Source organism: Roseibium sp. (assembly GCF_048261595.1).
GTDB lineage: Bacteria > Pseudomonadota > Alphaproteobacteria > Rhizobiales > Stappiaceae > Roseibium.
Map to the genome: position 1 here is coordinate 515124 of NZ_JBLXFW010000002.1, position 21014 is coordinate 536137.

Sequence of the window (21014 nt, forward strand, 5' to 3'; positions counted from 1 at the left end):
CCTCAGCTTTACCTTTATCTGCGTTCGTACTGCTAGTATGACCATTGCAAACATTAGCAGACGGACATTGCCGTAATGATATTTCCCTGCATCCTTTCCGGAGGCATTGGCTCACGCCTTTGGCCGTTGTCTCGCAAGGACCGGCCGAAGCAGTTTCTGCCGATCTTCAACGGCGAGAGCCTGTTCCAGAAAACGGTAAAACGGGTTTCAGGTGACGGTTTTGCAGCGCCGATCATTATCGGTAACAACGACCATCGTTTCCTCATGGGCGAACAGCTCTCAGAGGTCGGCGTTAATGCCGATACAATCCTCCTCGAGCCAATGGGACGCAATACAGCAGCTCCCGCCGCCATGGCTGCCTTGCTCGCCGCCGAAAAGGACCCTCAGGCTCTGGTTCTCCTCCTGCCCTCCGATCACCTGATCGGAAAGGAAGACGTGTTCCTTGCCAGTGTCACGGCCGCAACGAGCGCCGCCCGCGAAGGCCAGATCGTCACCTTCGGCATCACCCCAAACGAACCCAACACCGGTTACGGTTACATCCGGCTCGATCAGGGAGCTGCCGCCGTTCGCAAGGTTGAAGCCTTCGTCGAAAAACCGGACATTGAGAAAGCCGTCGAATTCCTTGCGGCCGGCAATTACGTTTGGAACGCTGGCATCTTCCTCTATTCCGCCCGCGCAATGATCGATGCATTTGAGCGTTATCAGCCTGACTTGCTGAAGGATATCCGCGCGGCGCTCGGCACCCGGACAAGGGATCTCGATTTCACCCGCCTGGACCCTGAAGCTTTTTCAAGGATCGAAAGTATCTCGATCGACTATGCTATCATGGAGCGCGCGGACAACATCTCCTGTGTTCCGATGGCGCCCGAGTGGGACGACCTCGGCTCATGGTCAGCCATCTGGAGCGTTCTGGAAAAGGACGAGGCCGGAAACAGTGGTCTGGGCGACACGAAGTTTCTCGGATCCGAGAACTGCCTGGCCTACGCCGACGATGGCCTAGTCTCGGTGGTCGGCCTGTCCGACGTCCTTGTCATCTCAACGCGCGACAGCGTCCTTGTGGCACACAAGGACAAGGCGCAGGACGTGAAGAAAATCGTCGAGGCATTGGAGAAGGAAGGCCGCACGGAGGCCGACGCCCACCCCCGTTCCTACAAGCTGTGGGGCTGGACGGAGAGGATCAACAGCGGCGACCGCTTCGCAGTCCAGTCCATGATGATCAAACCGGGACAGGGCCTGACCCTGCAGAGTCACCTTCATCGTGCCGAGCATTGGGTCGTGGTTTCCGGCACGGTCGAGATTACCATCAACGGCAAGGCCGAGCTGCTCACGGAAAACCAGTCGGCTTATGTTCCCCTCGGCGCAAAGCACAAGCTGTTTAACCCCGGCAAGATCCCGGTGCGCATGATCGAGGTCCAGTCCGGCACTTATCTCGACGACGACGACGTTCATCGCCACGACTAGGGCCTAGGCGAAGTGTCCCAGGGCAGGCACAGACCTACCCGGGAAACTGCCAATCGGCGGCAGCTTTTGAAATCCGCTCTGCGGTTTCCGTAAGTACCGGCTGCAGCTCTCTTAAATGCTGGAAAGACTTGGTCTTAGTCGACGTGGTGATTGACAGCGCTCCCATCGGCCGTCCGCTGCGGGAGAGAATGGGAGCCGCGATGCAGATGATGCCCGTTTCATGCTCCTCCCTGTCGAAGGCAATTCCACTGTCCCGGATGATTTCGAGCTCAACCCTAAGGTCCTCTTCCGTCGTCAACGTGTGCTCGGTGTAGCCGTAGAACGACTGTTGCTCGATGGCGTGTGTCAGTTGGGGCTCGGGCAGAAATGCAAGCATCGCCTTGCCGACGCCCGTGCAGTAACTCGGGCCGACCTTTCCTGCTTGCGAATACATCTCGACGGGTGACACCGCGTTCCGCTTGTCGACATAGAGAACCTGCGCTCCATCCAGTTGAGCGAGATGGATGGTCTCACCTACTGTCCGGGACAACTCGTCGACAAACGGCCGGGCGATCGGAGCAAGTGAGCTCCGCTGCCAAGCCTTGTGCGCCAGTCGCATCAGGCGCATACCCAATGAGTATGTTTGATCTTCGGGCCGGTAGGAGAGCATCCCCTGGCTCACCAGCGTCTGCAGCAGTCGATATAGCGTGGCCTTCGGATGATCACTCTCTGACAGAAGTTCGGCGAAGCGAACCGGGCGTTCCTTTTCGGCGACCCGGTCGAGCACATCCAGCGCTTTGCCCACCGTCCCGTCTCCGGAAGCCTGCTGATCCATTCTTCTCTTCCTTGTCACGCGCATTTGGCGACATGACTGTTGACAGTCACCGGACTGATCAAACATAGTTTCATTTATTGAACCTAGGTTCCACTATTTGGAACATAATAACAAGCCTGATTTCGGTATCGATTTGAAGTGCGCCGTAGCTGCACGCCGGACATCGACAAGGGGACACCACATGACAGCGATTTTTCCCGACCTGAAGGACCGGTCGGTCTTCATCACTGGTGGTGGATCTGGAATTGGAGCGGCACTGACCGACGGTTTTCTCGCTCAAGGCGCGAAGGTTGCATTTGTCCAGCGTTCGGATGCCAAAGCCTTTTGCGACGAAATGGAAAGCCGTCATGGCAGGCGGCCACTGTTCCGGCCCTGTGACATCACCGACATCCCGTCGCTCAAGCGCGCAATGGACCAGGCGGCCGAAGCCAACGGCCCCATCTCGGTTCTCGTCAACAACGCCGCCAACGACCAGCGGCACGCCGCCGAAGACGTGACGGAAGACTATTGGGACTGGTGCCAGTCGATAAACCTGAAGCCTTATTTCTTCGCCTGCCAGCATGTCATCCCGGGAATGCGTGAGGCCGGCGGTGGTTCGATCATCAACTTCTCTTCCATTTCCTACATGATGGGCGGCGCCGGGTTCGTCGGATACACGACAGCCAATTCCGGCATCAACGGGATGACCCGCAGCCTGGCGCGCGAATTCGGTCCGGACAGGATTCGCGTCAATTCCCTGGCCCCTGGTTGGGTCCTGACCCAGAAGCAGAAGGACATGTGGGTCACCCCCGAGGCGCTCGCCGCCCATATCGACCGCCAATGCCTGAAGGACGAAATCACACCCAAAGACATCGTAGACCCTGCCCTTTTCCTAGCTTCCAGCTCCAGCCGCATGATGACAGGTCAGGCCCTGGTCGTTGATGCGGGTGTCGTGGTGACAGGATGACAATCGCCTCGCTAGTCGAATGGATCGCTGCCGACTGGGGCACGACCAACCTGCGTCTGTGGCTGATGGGGCCAGACGACACCATCGTCGAAGCACGCAGCTCAGCCAAAGGCATGGGGTCGCTGAATCCCTCAGAGTTTGAGCCGGCCCTTGTCGAACTGGTCGACGATGCGCTTACCGACGATCGAACCCTTCCGGTTATCGTTTGCGGCATGGCTGGTGCGCGTCAGGGCTGGGTCGAGGCCCCCTACGTTTCCGTCCCGTCTGCACCCGCGGACATTTCCCAAGCCGTTGAGGTGCCGGTCCGCGACAAGCGGCTCTCCGTTTATATTCTTCCGGGCATGAAGCAGGAAGAACCGGAGGATGTCATGCGCGGCGAGGAAACCCAGATCGCTGGTTTCCTCTCGACACGCCCGGACTACAGGGGTCTGCTTTGCCTGCCGGGAACCCATACGAAATGGGCGCGGCTCGAAGATGGAAAGGTCGTGTCGTTTTCGACCATCATGACAGGTGAACTCTTCGAGCTTCTCTCATCCAGGTCGGTGTTGCGGCATGGTCTGGAGGCAGGCCCGATAGATCAAACGGCATTCCGCGAAGCCGTGAGCGAGAGCTTCGTCTCACCTGCAAGTCTGACGAGATCTCTGTTCGGCGTTCGCGCCAAGGGGCTCTTGAGCGGCCTGGCTCCGGTCGCCGCCTACTCACGCCTCTCGGGCCTTCTAATCGGCGCTGAGCTTGCCGCGCTGCAGCTGCCCGAACCGGCAGCTAAACCGGTGTCGATCCTTGGTGCGGACCGGCTCTCCGACATCTATGCAGACGCTCTGAACACCATAGGCATGTCCGGCGTGAAGGTTCCCGCAGACGATGCAACACTCACCGGACTGCGCATGGCCTATGCGCAACTGAAGGACAAAACCAGATGACACGTCCGCTGATCGCTATTCTACGCGGAATCACACCGGCCGAGGCCCGCGACATCACGGCGGGCCTGATCGATGCCGGCATCACCCGGATCGAGGTACCTCTGAATTCTCCCGAGCCGCTCAAGAGCATAGAGGCGATGGTACGGGCTTTCGGAGACGCCGCCGATATCGGGGCAGGCACGGTTCTGACACCGAACGACGCAAAGGCAGTCCACTCGGCGGGAGGAAAGCTCGTCGTCTCGCCCGACTGCAACCCGGAGGTCATCCAGACAACCAAGTCCCTCGGCATGGCGTCCTACCCAGGCGTCATGACACCGAGCGAATGCTTCACGGCGCTGCGCAACGGCGCAGACGGGCTCAAGCTTTTTCCGGCATCGCTGATCGGCCCTTCCGGCCTGAAGGCCATCAAGGCCGTTCTGCCAGCGAATACCGAGACCTACGCAGTCGGCGGCGCTGGAGCTGACAATTTCGGCGAGTGGATTACCGCAGGCATTACCGGCTTCGGCATCGGAACCGCGCTCTACAAGCCGGGCATGACACTCGCAGAAGTGAGCAAGAACGCGAGGGAAATCGTCGCCGCCTATGATCGCGGACGGGAGGAAGCATAGTGTCAGAAATTTATGACAATCGCAGATGCCAACTGGGCGAAGGCCCGCTCTGGCACCCGCTGCGCAAACAGCTGTTCTGGTTCGATATCATCGGCATGAAACTGTTGAGCCGGGTCGGTGACCAGGAACTTGAGTGGCAGTTCGAAGAGCATGTCTCCGCGGCCGGTTGGATCGACACTGACCGGCTTCTGATCGCCAGCGAAAGCAGGCTTTTCGAGTTCGATGTCACGACAGGCGCCCAGCGTAAGATCTGTGACCTTGAGGCGGACAACCCGGCGACCCGTTCAAACGATGGAAGAGCCGATCCGCGAGGCGGATTCTGGATCGGCACCATGGGCAAGGAAGCGGAACAAGGTGCAGGTTCGATCTACCGTTACTACAAGGGCGAGCTTCGTCAGCTCTTTCCCGATATCACCATCTCCAACGCTATCTGCTTCGCTCCTGACGGCAAGACCGCCTATTTCGCCGACACAGACGTGCAGACGATCTGGAGCGTTGAGCTCGATGGAGACGGCTGGCCGGCAGGTGAGCGCAAGATCTTCCTCGACTTATCCGCGGAGGGCATCAATCCCGACGGCGCAGTTGTCGACCGAGACGGCAATTTCTGGAATGCGCAATGGGGCTCGCATCGCATCGCCCGCTACGCGCCCGATGGCCGCTTTCTCGACGAAATACGTTTCGACGCCGAGCAGGTGTCCTGCCCAGCGTTCGGTGGCGACGACTTCGCCACCCTGTTTGCGACGACGGCAGCTGTCAATTTGACCGGCAACGCGCAAGGCCTGACCTACACGGCCCAAACCACGGCACACGGTCAAGCGGAACATCAGGTTCTGGTCTGATCGGCCGCCGGGTCGCAACCGAAAATAAAAAATGGCCGGGCATTGATGTTCCCGGCCATTCCATTTGTTGATGCAGCTTTGCGCTTACATCCGCTCGACGATCACGGCGATCCCCTGGCCGCCGCCAATGCACATGGTAGCAAGACCATACCGCCCGCCGGTGCGCTGCAATTCATAGATCAGCTTGACCAGGATGATCGTACCGGACGCACCAACCGGATGGCCCAGCGCCACGGCCCCGCCGTTCGGATTGACCTTCTCCGCTGGAAGGCCGAGATTTTGCGAAACCGCACAGGCCTGGGCGGCAAAAGCCTCGTTTGATTCAATGACGTCGAGATCCGAGGCAGACAGGCCGGCACGCTCGAGCGCCTGACGTGTTGCGGGAACCGGACCAAGGCCCATGACTTCCGGTGCGACACCACCAAGACCGTAGGAAACAATCCGCGCCAGAGGCTTTGCGCCACGCTCTGAGGCGATGCCCTCTTCCATCAGTACCACGGCAGCTGCACCGTCATTGATTCCACTGGCGTTGCCGGCGGTCACGCTACCGTCCTTGCGGAACGCGGGGCGCAGCTTGGCCATGTCGTCCATCGTCACGCCCGGCCGCACGTGTTCATCCGTGTCGAACGCGACTTCTGCCCGGCCCTTGCGGACCGTGACCGGCAGGATCTGATCCTTGAAATAGCCTGCATCGATGGCAGCCGCAGCGCGGCGATGAGATTCGACGGCAAAGGCATCCTGTGCGTCACGATCGATACCGTTTCGCTCGGCCACGTTTTCCGCTGTAATGCCCATATGGCCGTTGCCGAACGGATCATTCAGCGCGCCCAGCATCATGTCGACAGCCGAGACGTCCCCCATCTTCTGGCCGAACCGGACCGAAGAAACCAGATGACCGGACCGGCTCATGCTTTCTGCGCCGCCCGCCAGGGCAATGTCACAGTTGCCGAGCAAGACCTGCTCCGTCGCTGTCACGACGGCCTGCAACCCGGACCCGCAAAGGCGGTTGAGCGTCAGGGCCGGAGAGGTTTCCGGCACACCGGCGCGCATGGCGGCAACGCGGCTCAGATACATGTCTTCGGGCGCGGTATGGATGACATTGCCGAAAACGGTCTGGCCAATGTCAGTCCCCTCGCAGCCCGCGCGGGAGATCGCCTCGCGGGCAACCATGGCACCGAGATCACAGGGAGAGACACCTGCCAATGATCCACCGAAATCCCCGATTGCCGTGCGCACACCAGATGCGATGACGACGCGTCTTGTCATGGTCGTGTCCTTAAATCTGCAACCGGCCGCGACAGTGATCGTGACGTGCCGGATCCTCCATCTTCTTCACGGAAGTGGTAGCAAAGTCCGATCCGGCTTGGATAGACCTTACCAAACGGGAGCTAGACCAAAGTCCGTGGACAGTCCGCTTCGGGACGAAGCACCTCAGGAACAATGGGCGATGAGTTTGGAGAGAAACGCCTCACAAGCGGCCAGTTCGCTTTTCTCGATGAACTCGTCAGCCTTGTGCGCCTGTTCGATCGACCCCGGCCCGCAAACCACTGTTGGCACCCCGGCATCTTCGCGGAACAGGCCTGCTTCCGTGCCATAGGCCACCTTGGAGTGGCCATTGCGTCCGACCAGGTGTTTTGCGAAGGCGACAATCTCTTCGTCAGCATTCGTGGCAAGACCCGGAATTCCGGAAATCAGATGAAAACTGAAACCGCAATCGGGATCTACTGCCTGCATCTGCGGCTCAAGTACGTCCTTCGCATAGGCTTTCACCTCATCGACCAATGCGTCGATATCCTCTTCAGGAAGAGCCCTGAATTCGAAGTCGAAGGAGCATTGCCCGGGAACGATATTGAGCTGTGTGCCACCAGAGATGCGTCCGACGTGAGCCGTTGTTACCGGCATGTCGTAAAGGTCATCACGCAACCCCTGGGCCAGTCGCCCGCCGATCTGGCGGATCTTCACGATCAGCTCGGCAGCATATTCGACCGCGTTCACAAACTGGGGTGCAAGCGATGAGTGTCCGGACTTTCCACTGACCGTTACACGAAGACTGCGCTTGGCCTTGTGACCGATCACGACCTCCATGTTCGTGGGCTCTCCGACGAAGCAGCCTCTCGGGCGCACGCCCCATCCGGCCATGTCGGAAACCACCTTTCGTACGCCGATGCAGCCAATCTCCTCGTCATAAGAGAACACCAGGTGCAGCGGGACCTTCAGGTCTGCGTTCAACATCTCGGGAACCTTTGCAAGGCAACAGGCCACAAAGCCCTTCATGTCGCATGTCCCTCGCCCATAGAGACGGCTTCCTTCGTCGCGCAGAACAAAGGGATCGCTGGTCCAATCCTGACCGGTAACGGGAACGACGTCGGTGTGGCCCGATAGAATATAGCCTGCCACATCCTTGGGCCCGATGATTGCGACGATATTGGCCTTGGTGCCCGTCTCATCCGGATAACGCACTGAGGCAACGCCACAGCGGGTCAGGAACGCTTCGATATAGTCGATCGCAGCAAGATTGCTGTTGCCGCTGGACGTATCGAACGACACGAGATCGGCAAGGATCCCCGCTGTTGTGAACTGCTTGCTGTCGTGTTGTTCTGTCATGTTATCGCTTCTGACCAGACATCGCTTCTGATCGAGGTTCGGATATGCCGCATCAGGGCACGTGCACCGGAACTTTGGGCTTGGCCTGCCGGCAAAAGAAAGCAGGTCCGGAATTCAATCTCGTCAGAGACCGGTTTGATCACCACACCGTCACCGACCTCGTCAGCAATCGGAAACGGATTGACGAAACCAACACCAATTCCCGCGCGCACGAACTCAAGAGCGGTGACCGTTGTCGCCGTCTCCGCAACGATATTGGGCCGAACCCCGGCCTTGGCAAACATCCGGTCGATTGATGCCCGCAACGAATGGCGTTTGACTGACGCAATCACCGGGTGATCGACAAGGTCATGGGGCGAAATGACGTTCTTGCTGCACAAGGGAGAGCCCTCGGGAACCAGGCAAACGAGACGGGAGCGGCGAAACGGCAACTGCTTGACGCCGGGCTGGCGCGTCGTGAAATCCGCAATCGCAAGGTCATAGCGTTCGTCCGCCACGTTCCGGATCAGGGAATCGGAATCACAGACGTCGAAAAACACCTCGAAGTCCGGTTGCAGGCGCATGAAGGAACTCATGCGTGAATGCAGGAAGCGATGTGCAATGGTCGGTGGCGCGCCGATACGGAGCTGGGGCTTGACCGAACTGACGCTCGCGCGCTGGTCGATCGAGGATAACGCCGTGAAGATCGGGTCGAGAGCCTCGTTCAGCCGTAGGGCCTCTGCGGTCGGCTCCAGTCGTCCACCGCTTCGAATGAAGAGCGTGCTCCCGATCCTCGCCTCGAGATTGGCAATAGATCGGCTTACCGCGGATTGCGAGATCCCGAGCTGCTTTGCCGCGGCTGTAGTGGTGCCTGCGACAATCATCGCTCTCAAGGATTCGTATTCACGAATGGAATGCCAATTCTGTCGCACTGCTCGGTCTTTCCGGCCACCTGCACACGACATAGGTCATCGCAGGTTCATCAAGGATGAGCAATACGCATATTTAGGGCAATTTGGCGTAAATATTATTCAAAATCAGGCAGGCGACCGATCAGACCGCGTAGTAGTCCCGGTACCAGGAAACGAACTTGGCAACCCCGGTCGTCACGTCGGTCTTGGGCCGGTAGCCTGTCAGTTTCTGGAGGAGATCGGCGTTCGCCCAGGTCGCAGGAACGTCGCCTGCCTGCATGGGCATGAGATTTCTCTCTGCCTTGCGCCCGACCGCTTCCTCGATTGCTTCGATATAAGCCGTCAGCTGAACGCTCTGGGAGTTGCCGATGTTCACGACACGCCAGGGGGCAACCGGTGAAAGGCTGTCCCCTTCCTCGACGACACCGTCCTCCGGCCGCACCGGCACCGCATCAATCAACAGCCTGATGCCCTCGACGAGATCCTCAACATAGGTGAAGTCCCGTTTCATATCTCCGTAATTGTAGACGTCGATGGGCTTGTTCTCGAGGATTGCCTTGGTGAACTTGAACAAGGCCATGTCCGGCCGTCCCCAGGGTCCGTAGACCGTGAAGAAGCGGAACATCGTTATCGGAAGTCCGAACAGATGCGCATAGGAATGCGCCATGTTTTCGGTCGCCTTCTTCGTCGCAGCGTAGAAGGACATCTGGTGATCGGCCTTGTCGGTCTCGGTGTAGGGCATCTGCGTGTTCGCGCCATAGGCGGAAGATGTCGATGCCAGAAGCATATGCTGCGGCGGATGCGCCCGGGCAGCCTCCAGGAGTTCGAACGTGCCGCAGATATTGCTCTCAAGGTATGAGCGCGGGTTCTCGATCGAATAGCGAACGCCCGCCTGGGCCGCGAGATGAATGACGACGTCGGGCGTTTCGCGCGCGAACAGCTGCATCAGCAGATCCGGAGCTTCGACACGGTCATTGACGGCGACGAAATGCTGGTTCTGCATCAGCATCTGCTGGCGCCGTTCCTTCAGCTTCACGTCATAGTAATCGGTCAGAGCGTCCAGACCGATCACCCGGAAGCCGTCGTCCAGAAGCCGCTTGCAGAGGAAATAACCGATAAAGCCAGCTGATCCGGTCACCAATGCAGTCTTCATGTCACCCGACACCTTAAAATATCCGTGCCGGATGCATACCCCGCCGATCAGGTCAATACAATGACGCTCCGGCCCGCACTACACTTTCGCCACGACATCGACCAGTGCGCCGCGCGCACCGATCACCGCGGATGCGATCCGGTTGCCGGATTGGACGGCGCCCTGCAGATCTCCCCCTTGCAGGTACGCGGAAAGAAAACCGGCATTGAAACTGTCCCCGGCTGCGGTCGTATCAACGACATCTGCCGCCGGGACTGCCGCATGAGTCGATACGATGCCCTCCGCCAGTGAGATCAGATCCTCCGGCCCGTTTTTCACGATCACCAGTCTCGCACCGCCAGCCGCGTACCGGTTTGCGGTTGCAAGAGGTGTCTCGTCACCGAAATGGACCGCTTCATCCTCGTAAGACGGCAACACGATATTGCTGACCTGCGCAGCCTCCGTGATGGCCTCGCACATTTCCGTTGTTGTCTCCCAAAGCCGGGGGCGGAGATTTGGATCAAAGGCGATGGTGGAACCTTGCGAGCGAGCGTTCGCAAGCGCCTGCAGAAACGGTCTGCGGTCGGTCTGCGGCAGGATCGCAAGACTGATCCCGGAGAAATAGATCATCTCGGCACCAGCCAGACTTTCGGCGAGTGCTTGCGCATCAGCCGCAATCTGACGCGCAGCAGAATCCGAACGCCAATAGGAAAAGCTTCGCTCGCCGTCATCCAACTGGATCATGTAGAGCCCGACGGTCTTTCCCGGTGAACGCAGGACATCGCTGGTATCGATCTGCGCGGACCTGAAAAAATCAAGCATGCGGTCCGATATGGAGTCCACTCCGACACCGGTCACATACGAAACCGTCCAATTCGCAGGCAGCAGTTTGCGGACATACCAGGCGGTGTTGAGCGTATCACCGGCAAAGCCCATCCTGTAGGTGCCCTCACCGGTCGGCGCCATCTCCACCATGCATTCGCCGATGGAGACAAATCTATTTCTCACTGTCAGCAGCTCCAGCGAAGAATTCGGAATAATTGGCCCGGATGCGCGGGATCTGCTCCTTGATACGTGACAGATGGAGATGCATGAGCGCCATCGCCGTCGCACTGTCGCGGGCCTTGATGGCCTCCATCACTTTCAGATGGTCGTCGTAGGCATGCTGCGAAGCAAAGGACAGGGACAGATATCGAACCCGGTCCATGTGAGCCTTGTTTTCCCGAATGATGTCCCACGCGAAATCGAGGCCGGAGCGCTGGCAGATTTCCCGGTGAAACTGATCGTCGAGAGCATGGAACCGGATCGGCTCCTTTGCTTCGACGGCCTGACGCTGAAGGTCAAGGATGTCTTCGAGTGCCTTGTGATCCTCGCTCGTGAGTTTTTCGCACGCAGCTCTCACGGTCTCGGCCTCAATGGCGCTTCGCACGAAGCGAGCCTGGAAAACCGCCTCTTCGGAAATCTGTGAGACGGTGGTCGCGCGCTGTGGCCTGATCAGAAGAAATCCGATCTTGGACAGCCGGTAGAACGCATCGCGCACTGGCTGGCGTGAAACACCCAGCGCCTTGGCGACATCGGCTTCCGACATCTTGGTTCCGGGCGGCAACTCCAGGGACAGGATCTGCTGGTGCAACTCTTCGAATACGGTGTCTGCAACCGATGGGCGGTTGAGTGGCTCCAGCACCCTCAACGGGCTCGATCCCGGCATTATTTCTCTCCGTTGACTCGTCATGCATACTAGCATATTACCAAACTAGCTTTATTGGAAGCCCCAGTTTTCCTGGGGCAATTCGGGAGGATAGCGTGGGACAACTCGATCCGAACAGGCTTCTGCCAGCGGATGAAAAGACCCGTGGAATTGCACAGGCGCTCTACGGCACCGTGAAGGATCTGCCGATCATCAGCCCGCATGGTCACACAGACCCGCGCTGGTTTGCTGAAAATGAAGCCTTTCCTGATCCTGCCCAGCTGTTCATCGTTCCTGACCACTATGTCTTCCGGATGCTTTGCTCCCAGGGGCACTCTCTGGAAAGTATGGGAATCCCGCGTGTCGACGGCGGCTGGACCGAAACCGACGGACGCAAGATCTGGCGCATCTTCGCCGAGAATTACCACCTGTTCCGGGCAACCCCGTCACGCATGTGGCTGGATCATTCATTTGAGCATGTCTTCGGCTGGACGAAGCGCATATCGGCCGAAACCGCGGATGAAGCCTACGATCACATCGCCGGCTGTCTCGGCAGGCCGGAATTTCGTCCGCGCGCGCTCTTCGATCGTTTCAACATCGAAGCGATCGCAACCACGGAAGCCGCTCTGGACGATCTCAAATGGCATCGCATGATCCGAGACAGCGACTGGAATGGCACCGTGGTGACCGCCTATCGCCCGGACAGCGTCATCGATCCCGAGTTCGAGGGCTTTGCTGCCAACGTCGAGAAACTCGGCGAGATCACCGGCGAGGACACTTCATCCTGGGTCGGGTACTTGAACGCCCATCGCAAACGCCGCGCCTACTTCAAGGAATTCGGAGCAACCTCTTCCGACCACGGCCACGCGACCGCGCGCACCGAGAACCTCCCACAGGCAGAAGCCGCAGCACTGTTCCAGAAGGCTCTCACGGGAAACTGTTCCCCTGACGAGGCAGACGCGTTCCGCGGCCACATGCTGACCGAAATGGCGCGCATGAGTCTTGAGGACGGGCTCGTGCTCCAGATCCATCCGGGCAGCTACCGCAATCACAGCGGTCCGGTGATGAAGGCATTCGGCCGCGACAAGGGCTTCGACATACCGACCCGAACCGACTATGTGCGCGCCCTGAAACCACTGCTCGATGCTGTCGGTATGGAACGGGACCTGAACATCATCCTGTTCACACTCGATGAAACCGCATACGCCCGCGAACTTGCACCTTTGGCCGGGGCCTATCCGGCCCTGAAACTGGGACCGGCCTGGTGGTTCTACGACAGCCCTGAGGGCATGCGCCGTTTCCGTGAAATGACGACCGAGACGGCCGGGTTCTACAACACCGTCGGCTTCAACGACGACACGCGCGCATTCTGTTCGATCCCCGCCCGGCACGATGTGGCCCGGCGTGTGGATTGTGCCTATCTCGCAACGTTGGTCGCAACTGGACGACTGGCTGAAGACGAGGCTTTTGAGGTCGCTCACGACCTCAGCTACCGGCTTGCCAAGCAGGCCTACCGGCTCTGAAGAGCCATCCTAATGGGAGGAATAGACATGAAACTTGTAAAGACGCTCGCGTCCGCATTGCTCGCAAGTGTAGCGCTCGCAACGACATCGATGGCATGTGAAGTCACGCTGAAATCCTCGGACACCCATCCGGACGGCTATCCGACCGTTGAGGCCGTCAAGCACATGGGCAAGCTGCTCGAGGAACGCACCGGTGGCCGCCTCTGTGTCGAGGTCTTCCACTCCGCTCAGCTCGGTCAGGAAAAGGACACCATCGAACAGACCAAGTTCGGCGTGATCGACCTGAACCGCGTTTCCATGGGTCCGTTCAACAACCTGGTCGAAGAAACCAAGGTTGTTTCCCTGCCCTACGTCTTCAAGGGCGTTGACCACATGCACCGCGTCATGGACGGCCCGGTCGGCGAAGACATCCTGAAGGCATTCGAACCTCATGGGTATGTCGGCCTTGCCTTCTTCGACGGCGGCTCGCGCAGCTTCTACAACAAGGTCAAGCCGATCAAGTCGATCGACGACCTGGCCGGAATGAAGGTACGCGTCATGCAGTCCGACATCTTCGTCGACATGATGTCCGCCCTGGGCGCCAACGCGACCCCGATGCCCTATGGCGAGGTCTACTCCTCGATCCAGACCGGCGTCATCGATGGTGCTGAAAACAACTGGCCGTCCTATGAATCCTCCGGTCACTTCGAAGTCGCCGGCTACTACACGCTGGACGAACACCTGATCGTTCCGGAAGTCCTCGTCATGTCCAAGGAATCCTGGGACAAGCTTTCCGCCGACGACCAGGCCGCCGTTCGCCAGGCAGCCAAGGACTCCGTCCCGGTCATGCGTGACCTCTGGCAGGCACGTGAAAAGGCTTCTGAAGAAAAGGTGCGTGCCGCCGGTGTCGAAGTCGTGACCGAAATCGACAAGGCTCCGTTCATGGCAGCTATGGACAGCGTCTACGAAAAGCACGTTACGTCCGACAAGCTGAAGGATCTCGTTGCACGCATTCGCGCAACCGACTGATGCTTTCAAACCCCGCGGCGCCTGTCGCCGCGGGGCTCACATGCCCCAGGACATCGCCGTGCAAAACCTGATGAAATCAGTCGCCCTGGTCCTTGGCCAGGTCGCAAAAGCCGCGCTTTGGCTCGCCGGAGCCGGGCTGATCCTCATGACCGTCTTCATCTCTGCCCAGGTCTTCATGCGTTACGTCATGAACGACAGCCTGGTCTGGAGCGAACCGGCATCCGTCATTCTCATGGGCTGGTTCATCTTCCTCGGAGCCGCGGTCGGCATCCGGGAAGGCTACCACCTGAGCTTCGACGTGCTTCTTTATTTCCTGCCGCAATCGGCAAAGCTCTGGCTCTATTCGCTGTCCGATATTGTCGTGACTGCTTTCGGCATCGGCATGGCCTGGTTCGGTTCCGAACTCGCGATCTCCGCTTGGGATGTAAAACTTCCCTCCCTCGGAATTTCCGGTGCAGTCGACTTCCTGCCCCTCGTGGCCGGCGGATGCCTCCTCACCCTGTTTTCACTTGAACGGCTTGCCCGACGCGCAGCCGGACTGCATACCGCCCGCTTCGGCGAGAGCGAACCTGAAGAGGCGTAAAAAATGGAACCTCTCGTCCTCTTCGGAACCTTCTCGGTTCTCCTGCTCATCGGCACGCCTGTAGCCTTCTGTCTGGGCGCAGCGTCCCTTGCCACCGTGCTCTACATGGGCCTACCGCCCATGATCGTTTTCCAGCGCCTGAACTCCGGCGTCTCGGTCTTCGCGCTGATGGCAATCCCCTTCTTCATCTTCGCCGGTGAACTGATGGTCCGTGGCGACATCGCCCGAAGGCTTGTCGCCTTGGCCGGCGCCGCGGTCGGACAGATGCGGGGTGGCCTCGGCCAGGTCAACATCGCCGCTTCCGTCCTCTTCGGCGGCATCTCCGGCTCTGCGGCTGCAGATGCAACGGCCATCGGCGGCCTGATGATCCCGCAGATGGAAAAGAAGGGGTATTCGATCGAGTACGGCGTCAACATCACGGTGATGTCCTCGATTATCGCCCTGATGCTTCCACCGTCGCACAACATGATCATCTACTCGATCGCCGCGGGCGGCCGTCTGTCGATTGCCGATCTCTTCACCGCCGGCATCATTCCCGGACTGCTTCTGGCGGGTTCCCTGATGGTCACTGCCTGGTTCATCGCAAAGCGCGATGGCTATCCGACGGAAAAATTCCCCGGCTGGCAGGCCCTCGGCATCCTGTTCTTCAACGCTGTTCCGGGTCTTTTGCTGATCGGAATCATCTTCGGCGGTGTCCGCTCCGGCGTTTTCACTGCCTCCGAAAGCTCCTGTATCGCAGCTGTCTATGCGATCCTCGTCACGACCCTTGCCTATCGGACCATGCGTTGGCCCGAGTTCGTTGCCGCCACCAAGGCTGCTGTACGCACAACGGCGATGGTGCTGCTCGTGATCGGCTGCGCGGCCTCCTTCGGTTGGCTTCTCGCCTTCCTGCGGATTCCCGCAGAGCTTGTCACGATGCTGAAGGCACTTTCGGACAACCCGCTGGTCATCCTGCTCCTGATCAACGTGGTCCTTCTTGCGCTCGGTACCTTCATGGACATGTCGCCGCTCATCGTGATCACGACCCCGATCTTCCTTCCGGTCGCCAGCGCCTTCGGCGTCGATCCCGTGCACTTCGGGGTCATCCTGATCCTGAACCTCGGCATCGGCCTTTGCACACCGCCGGTGGGAACCGTTCTCTTCGTCGGCTGTGCCGTCGGCAGGATATCGGTCTGGGACGCGATCAAGACCATCTGGCCGTTCTACGGCGCGGCCATCTTTACCCTGCTGCTTGTCACCTACATCCCCGCGCTGTCCCTGTGGCTCCCGGCACTCTTCCGCTAAGGACCAGAAAATGTTCGTGAAAACCTACCCCGAAGTCGAGGCGGATGCCGGAGTGACACGCCAGGTCCTGTCTGACAGTCCGGAACTCATGGTCGTTGCCTTCCGCTTCAAGGTGCAAGGCGCTGAGGGCAAGCTGCACAACCACCCCCATATCCAGTCGACCTATGTCGAGAGCGGCAAGTTCCGTTTCACAGTCGCTGGAGCGTCCTTCGAGGTCGGCCCCGGCGACAGCTTCGTCATCCCCTCACAAGCGATGCACGGCTGCGAGTGCCTGGACCCCGGCACCCTCGTCGACACTTTCACACCGCGCCGCGACGACTTTCTCTGATTTTCTCCTGAAAGGAGCATTCCATGCTGACCGTTGAAACCCGTTACGCAATCGATCCGGAAACCGCGAAGGGACTCGACACACAGGGCCTGCGTTCGCATTTCCATGCTGACGGTCTGTTCGTCGAAGGCGAAATCCGCCTGGTCTACTCTCACTACGATCGCCTTATCCTCGGCGGAGCGGCCCCCGGAAAAGGCACCCTGACACTCGATCACGTTCCCGAATGCGGCACGCCGTCGATCCTCGACCGGCGCGAAATGGGCATCCTGAACATCGGCGAAACCGGCACGGTTTCCGTTGCCGGCACCGACTACACCGTCAACAAGGGCGACGTTCTCTATATCGGCATGGGCGCAGGCCCGGTCCAGCTCTCCGGCAATGCCCGTTTCTATGTTCTGTCCGCTCCGGCCCACCGCACCTGCCCGACCAAACTGATCACGGTCAAGGACGCACGCCGTGTTGAACTTGGCTCCGCCGAGACCTCGAACGAGCGCGTCATTTTGCAGTTCCTCCACCCGGAAGTCGCCGAAAGCTGTCAGTTGCTCATGGGCTATACCCAGTTTGCTCCGGGCTCCGTCTGGAACACCATGCCCGCACATGTTCACGACCGCCGAATGGAAGCCTATCTCTATTTCGATCTCGGCCCGGAACAGCGCGTGTTCCACTTCATGGGCAAGCCGGAAGAAACCCGTCACCTCGTCATGAAGAACGAAGATGCCGTCATCTCCCCGCCGTGGTCGATCCACTGCGGTGCTGGCACCGGTGCCTACACCTTCTGCTGGGCCATGGCCGGTGACAACGTCGATTTCACCGATATGGACATGGTCGCCATGGAGGACCTTCGATGAACCCGTTTTCCCTGGAGGGAAAGACTGCACTGGTCACCGGTGCCAATACGGGTATCGGTCAGGCCATCGCGATCGCCATGGGGAACGCCGGTGCGGAGGTGATCTGCGCCGCGCGCCGCTCGTGCTCGGAGACGCTGGCCTCAATCGAGAACGGAAGCGAAGTGCAACTCGACTTCGCCGACCCGATGGCGGCACGGGACGTATTCTCGTCCCGCAAGATCGACATCCTGGTCAACAATGCCGGCATCATCCGCCGCTCAGATGCGACGGACTTCAGTGAAGCCGACTGGGACGACGTGGTCGATGTGAATCTCAAGGCCGTGTTCTTCACCTGCCAGGCATTCGGCAAGGCAGTCCTTGAGCGCGGCGGCGAAGGCAAGATCGTAAACATCGCCTCGCTCCTGTCATTCCAGGGCGGCATTCGCGTTCCGTCCTACACCGCATCCAAGCATGGCGTTGCGGGCATCACGAAGCTGCTCGCAAATGAGTGGGCCGCCAAGGGGATCAACGTCAACGCGATTGCCCCAGGCTATATCGCCACCAACAATACGGAAGCCCTGCGCAACGACGAAGTCCGCAATCGCCAGATCCTGGAACGGATACCGGCAGGCCGTTGGGGCGAAGCCTCGGACATCGGCGAGACGGCGGTCTTCCTTGCCTCCCCAGCGGCAAAATACATCCACGGCGCCGTTCTCAATGTCGATGGAGGCTGGCTTGCCCGCTGATTTGCCGCGCCTGAAGCGTCAAAATCCGAACATGTCCAAGGCCGGGATCGTTCATCTCGGACTTGGCGCCTTCTTCCGTGCATTTGGTGCCATTTACATCGAGGAGGCGGAAGCTCTTTCAGGTGGCGATTGGGGCATCATCGGCGTCAGCCTGCAGAGCCCACGCATGCGCGACCAACTGGCTCCACAGGACTTCGTCTACACGGCCCAGGAACTTGGTCCGGAAGGTGAGACCCTCCGCCAGGTCGAGATCCTTCGCGACGTTCTCGTCGCCCGGGAAGATCCGTCGGCCGTGCTCGAGGCCATGGCCAACCCCGATATCCGGATCGTCACGCTCACGGTGACCGAGAAGGGCTACTGCCACGACCCGGCATCCGGGCGGCTCAACCTGGACCACCCTGACATCCGCCACGACCTTTCGGAAGATCTTCCGCTCTCTGCGCCCGGCTTCCTCGTTCGTGCCCTGCAGCGTCGCCGGGACGCGGGACTTCCGCCTTTCACTGTGCTGACCTGCGACAACCTTCCCGAGAACGGACGGCTCGTTCGTGGCCTGGTGCTTGATTTTGCCCGTGCCGTCGATCCTGCGCTCGCGGAATGGATCGAGGCTGAGGGACGCTTCCCGAGCACCATGGTCGACCGCATCGTGCCGGCCACGAAACCGGAAGACGTGGAGGCACTGGCCGAAAAAACCGGCAACCTCGACGAAGCGCCCGTGTTGCACGAACCGTTCCGCCAATGGGTGATCGAGGACGACTTTGTTACCGCCTATGGCGACAACGCGCGCCCAGACCTCGGAAAGGTCGGTGTCGAACTGGTCAAGGACGTGACTGCCTACGAGCACATGAAGCTGCGCATGCTCAACGGCACCCACTCATCCCTCGCCTACCTCGGTTATCTGGCCGGTCATGAAACCATCGCCGACACGGTCGCGGACTCAGTGTTCGCAGACTACGTCAAGGCGCTGTGGAAGCGGGAGATCATCCCGTCCTTTTCTGCTCCGGATGGAGTCGATCTGAACGCCTATGCGGACGCCCTTTTCCAGCGTTATTCGAACCCAGCAATCCGTCACCGGACCTGGCAGATCGCCATGGACGGAAGCCAGAAACTGCCGCAGCGCATTCTCGGCACGCTCCGCGACAATCTCGCGGCCGGACGCCATTGCCCGAGCCTTGAGACAGCAATTGCTGCCTGGATGATCTATGTGAGCGGTACCGACCTGGCCGGCGCTCCCATTGATGTTCGCGACCCGCTCGCTGACGAACTGCGCAGCTTGTCTGCATCCGGAGCCACCCCGGGCGAAAAGGTTGCAGCGCTGTTGTCGGTGGAGCAGATCTTCGAGCCCGAGTTGGCAAAGGCAATAAGGCTCGATGTCGAGGCCGCCTACATCGTGCTGCAGGCCGATGGCGTGCGTACAGTTCTGGAGGATCTGGGATGAAGGAAGGCTGGCGCTGGTACGGCAGCTTCGACAAGATTTCCCTCGCCGAGATCGCTCAGACCGGCGCGACGGATATCATTACTGCCCTTCATGAGGTTCCCTACGGCGAGGTCTGGCAGCGCGATACGATCAAGGCAGTCCGCCAGAAGATCAGTGCCGCTTGCTTCGACTGGACGATTGTCGAAAGCCTGCCGATCCACGAACGGATCAAGCGCGGCGACGGCGATCTCTCCGGCCTCTTCGCCAACTACCGCGCGTCGATGGCGAACCTTGCCGCCGAAGGCATCAAGGTCATCTGCTATAACTTCATGCCCCTGCTCGACTGGACCAGAACGGATCTGGCGGCGCCCGTCGCACGCGGCGGAAGCTGCCTGCGGTTCTCTGCCCAGAAAATGGCAGCGCTCGAACTGTTCATGATCGATCGTCCTGAAGCGGCAGACGACTACCTCCCCGAGGTGGTCGAGGCCGCAAAGATCTGGTTCGAGCAATCGACTGGGGAAGATCGCGACCGACTGATCCATGCGGTAATGGCGGGCCTTCCTGGCGCCTATGATCGCTATGACGCCGCCGGCCTCAAGGAAGCCTTGAAGGCATACGAAGGCATCGGAAGAGACGAGCTGCGGGCGAACTACAAACGTTTTCTGGACGAGGTCATCCCGGCAGCTGAGGATCTCGGCCTGTCCTTCGGAGTTCACCCGGATGATCCGCCCCGCGACATACTCGGTCTGCCGCGTATCGTCTCCAGCGGCGATGACATCGGCTGGATTCTGAACGCTCATGAAAGTCCTGCCAACGGTCTGACCCTTTGCTCCGGTTCCCTTGGAGCAAATCCTGCGAACGATGTTCCTGCCATCGCGCGGCGCTTTGCGGACAAGATCCACTTTGCCCATCTGCGCAACGTGAGGAAGGATCCGGACGGCTCATTCGAGGAAGCAGCCCATCTCGGCGGCGACACCGACATGGTCGACCTGATCTCGGCATTGCTGGACGAGGAAACCCGCCGCCTATCGGACGGACGCTCAGATGCGCAGATCACGTTCCGGCCCGACCACGGCCATGACCTTCTGAACGACGCGGAACGCGGCGCCCATCCCGGCTACCCGCTCATCGGTCGCATGAGAGGATTGGCGGAGCTGCGCGGCGTCATCGCGGGACTGACCGGACCCCGAAAAGTCGCCTAGAGCCGTTGCTCTGACAGTCGAACAGCGATCGGCCGGCGTCCGCTTTTTCAAGGAGAAAGCATGCCGGCCCAAAGGCTCCCGGCGGGTTTTTTCCGAGCGCCCCGCTACCTCACCGGAAACGCATTTGCACAAATTCTGTGCGCGTTTCCGGTGCTTGTTTCCTTGGCTCCGGCCCACTGCCAAGCTTTCGAGCGGACG

The 21014-nt window shown here is 59.8% G+C and carries 21 protein-coding genes; 14 read left to right on the forward strand and 7 right to left on the reverse strand.

The genetic code is table 11. The features are described 5' to 3' along the window. The first annotated feature begins 75 nt into the window (after positions 1 to 75). Complete coding sequence (locus ACN0SY_RS09710) at positions 76 to 1461, forward strand: mannose-1-phosphate guanylyltransferase/mannose-6-phosphate isomerase (protein ID WP_417686752.1); 1386 nt, start codon at positions 76 to 78, stop codon at positions 1459 to 1461. 34 nt (positions 1462 to 1495) lie between these two features. On the opposite strand, the gene ACN0SY_RS09715 is transcribed toward ACN0SY_RS09710, so the two are convergent. After that, on the reverse strand, positions 1496 to 2275 hold the full coding sequence (locus ACN0SY_RS09715; protein ID WP_417686753.1) for an IclR family transcriptional regulator: 780 nt from the start codon (positions 2273 to 2275) through the stop codon (positions 1496 to 1498). A gap of 181 nt (positions 2276 to 2456) precedes the next feature. Between ACN0SY_RS09715 and ACN0SY_RS09720 the strand changes: the two genes are divergently transcribed. The 4 genes from ACN0SY_RS09720 to ACN0SY_RS09735 are packed head-to-tail and all read left to right on the forward strand — an operon-like array spanning position 2457 to position 5588. Next, complete coding sequence (locus ACN0SY_RS09720; protein ID WP_417686755.1) at positions 2457 to 3221, forward strand: SDR family NAD(P)-dependent oxidoreductase; 765 nt, start codon at positions 2457 to 2459, stop codon at positions 3219 to 3221. Further along, positions 3218 to 4141 carry a 2-dehydro-3-deoxygalactonokinase gene (locus ACN0SY_RS09725; RefSeq protein ID WP_417686756.1) on the forward strand — a complete coding sequence of 308 codons (924 nt, stop codon included), beginning with the start codon at positions 3218 to 3220 and terminating at the stop codon, positions 4139 to 4141. Before ACN0SY_RS09720 ends, ACN0SY_RS09725 begins: the two co-directional genes overlap by 4 nt. Continuing rightward, positions 4138 to 4749, forward strand: a complete 612-nt coding sequence (locus ACN0SY_RS09730; RefSeq protein ID WP_417686758.1) for a 2-dehydro-3-deoxy-6-phosphogalactonate aldolase — start codon at positions 4138 to 4140, stop codon at positions 4747 to 4749. The genes ACN0SY_RS09725 and ACN0SY_RS09730 overlap by 4 nt, the downstream gene beginning before the upstream one ends. After that, positions 4749 to 5588, forward strand: coding sequence for an SMP-30/gluconolactonase/LRE family protein (locus ACN0SY_RS09735; protein ID WP_417686760.1), 840 nt, complete (start codon positions 4749 to 4751; stop codon positions 5586 to 5588). The genes ACN0SY_RS09730 and ACN0SY_RS09735 overlap by 1 nt, the downstream gene beginning before the upstream one ends. Positions 5589 to 5672: 84 nt before the next feature. Here ACN0SY_RS09735 and ACN0SY_RS09740 read toward each other — a convergent pair whose 3' ends face one another. From ACN0SY_RS09740 to ACN0SY_RS09765, 6 genes are all read right to left on the reverse strand, one after another. Beyond that, positions 5673 to 6854, reverse strand: a complete 1182-nt coding sequence (locus ACN0SY_RS09740) for an acetyl-CoA C-acyltransferase family protein (protein WP_417686762.1) — start codon at positions 6852 to 6854, stop codon at positions 5673 to 5675. A 165-nt stretch (positions 6855 to 7019) separates the two neighbouring features. Further along, positions 7020 to 8192, reverse strand: coding sequence for an acetylornithine deacetylase (gene argE / locus ACN0SY_RS09745; protein ID WP_417686763.1), 1173 nt, complete (start codon positions 8190 to 8192; stop codon positions 7020 to 7022). After that, the gene (locus ACN0SY_RS09750; protein ID WP_417686765.1) at positions 8189 to 9136 is read right to left on the reverse strand and encodes a LysR family transcriptional regulator; all 948 of its coding nucleotides are present in this window, start codon (positions 9134 to 9136) and stop codon (positions 8189 to 8191) included. Before ACN0SY_RS09750 ends, argE begins: the two co-directional genes overlap by 4 nt. 88 nt (positions 9137 to 9224) lie before the next feature. Next, on the reverse strand, positions 9225 to 10235 hold the full coding sequence (locus ACN0SY_RS09755) for an SDR family NAD(P)-dependent oxidoreductase (RefSeq protein WP_417686767.1): 1011 nt from the start codon (positions 10233 to 10235) through the stop codon (positions 9225 to 9227). A gap of 78 nt (positions 10236 to 10313) precedes the next feature. Then, entirely contained in the window at positions 10314 to 11222 is a 909-nt protein-coding gene (locus tag ACN0SY_RS09760) for a sugar kinase (RefSeq protein WP_417686769.1), read from the reverse strand. Then, positions 11212 to 11922 (reverse strand): GntR family transcriptional regulator, encoded by a 711-nt coding sequence (locus tag ACN0SY_RS09765; protein ID WP_417686771.1) that lies wholly within the window; start codon positions 11920 to 11922, stop codon positions 11212 to 11214. Before ACN0SY_RS09765 ends, ACN0SY_RS09760 begins: the two co-directional genes overlap by 11 nt. Before the next feature lie 95 nt (positions 11923 to 12017). Here ACN0SY_RS09765 and uxaC point away from each other — a divergent pair, with 95 nt between their 5' ends. The 9 genes from uxaC (at position 12018) to uxuA (ending at position 20816) form a co-directional block, all read left to right on the forward strand. Next, positions 12018 to 13424: a glucuronate isomerase gene (gene uxaC, locus ACN0SY_RS09770; protein WP_417686773.1), complete on the forward strand. Its 1407-nt coding sequence runs from the start codon at positions 12018 to 12020 to the stop codon at positions 13422 to 13424. A gap of 27 nt (positions 13425 to 13451) precedes the next feature. After that, positions 13452 to 14432 carry a TRAP transporter substrate-binding protein gene (locus ACN0SY_RS09775; protein WP_417686775.1) on the forward strand — a complete coding sequence of 327 codons (981 nt, stop codon included), beginning with the start codon at positions 13452 to 13454 and terminating at the stop codon, positions 14430 to 14432. A 70-nt stretch (positions 14433 to 14502) separates the two neighbouring features. Then, the gene (locus ACN0SY_RS09780) at positions 14503 to 15015 is read left to right on the forward strand and encodes a TRAP transporter small permease (RefSeq protein ID WP_417687202.1); all 513 of its coding nucleotides are present in this window, start codon (positions 14503 to 14505) and stop codon (positions 15013 to 15015) included. Between the two features lie 3 nt (positions 15016 to 15018). Then, positions 15019 to 16299 carry a TRAP transporter large permease gene (locus ACN0SY_RS09785; protein WP_417686776.1) on the forward strand — a complete coding sequence of 427 codons (1281 nt, stop codon included), beginning with the start codon at positions 15019 to 15021 and terminating at the stop codon, positions 16297 to 16299. Positions 16300 to 16309: 10 nt separating this feature from the next. Further along, complete coding sequence (locus tag ACN0SY_RS09790) at positions 16310 to 16627, forward strand: cupin domain-containing protein (protein WP_417686778.1); 318 nt, start codon at positions 16310 to 16312, stop codon at positions 16625 to 16627. A gap of 23 nt (positions 16628 to 16650) precedes the next feature. Continuing rightward, on the forward strand, positions 16651 to 17475 hold the full coding sequence (gene kduI / locus ACN0SY_RS09795; RefSeq protein WP_417686780.1) for a 5-dehydro-4-deoxy-D-glucuronate isomerase: 825 nt from the start codon (positions 16651 to 16653) through the stop codon (positions 17473 to 17475). Next, the gene (gene kduD / locus ACN0SY_RS09800; RefSeq protein ID WP_417686781.1) at positions 17472 to 18200 is read left to right on the forward strand and encodes a 2-dehydro-3-deoxy-D-gluconate 5-dehydrogenase KduD; all 729 of its coding nucleotides are present in this window, start codon (positions 17472 to 17474) and stop codon (positions 18198 to 18200) included. The genes kduI and kduD overlap by 4 nt, the downstream gene beginning before the upstream one ends. Beyond that, complete coding sequence (locus ACN0SY_RS09805; protein WP_417686783.1) at positions 18172 to 19635, forward strand: mannitol dehydrogenase family protein; 1464 nt, start codon at positions 18172 to 18174, stop codon at positions 19633 to 19635. Before kduD ends, ACN0SY_RS09805 begins: the two co-directional genes overlap by 29 nt. Then, positions 19632 to 20816: a mannonate dehydratase gene (gene uxuA / locus ACN0SY_RS09810; protein WP_417686785.1), complete on the forward strand. Its 1185-nt coding sequence runs from the start codon at positions 19632 to 19634 to the stop codon at positions 20814 to 20816. The genes ACN0SY_RS09805 and uxuA overlap by 4 nt, the downstream gene beginning before the upstream one ends. Positions 20817 to 21014: the final 198 nt, after the last annotated feature.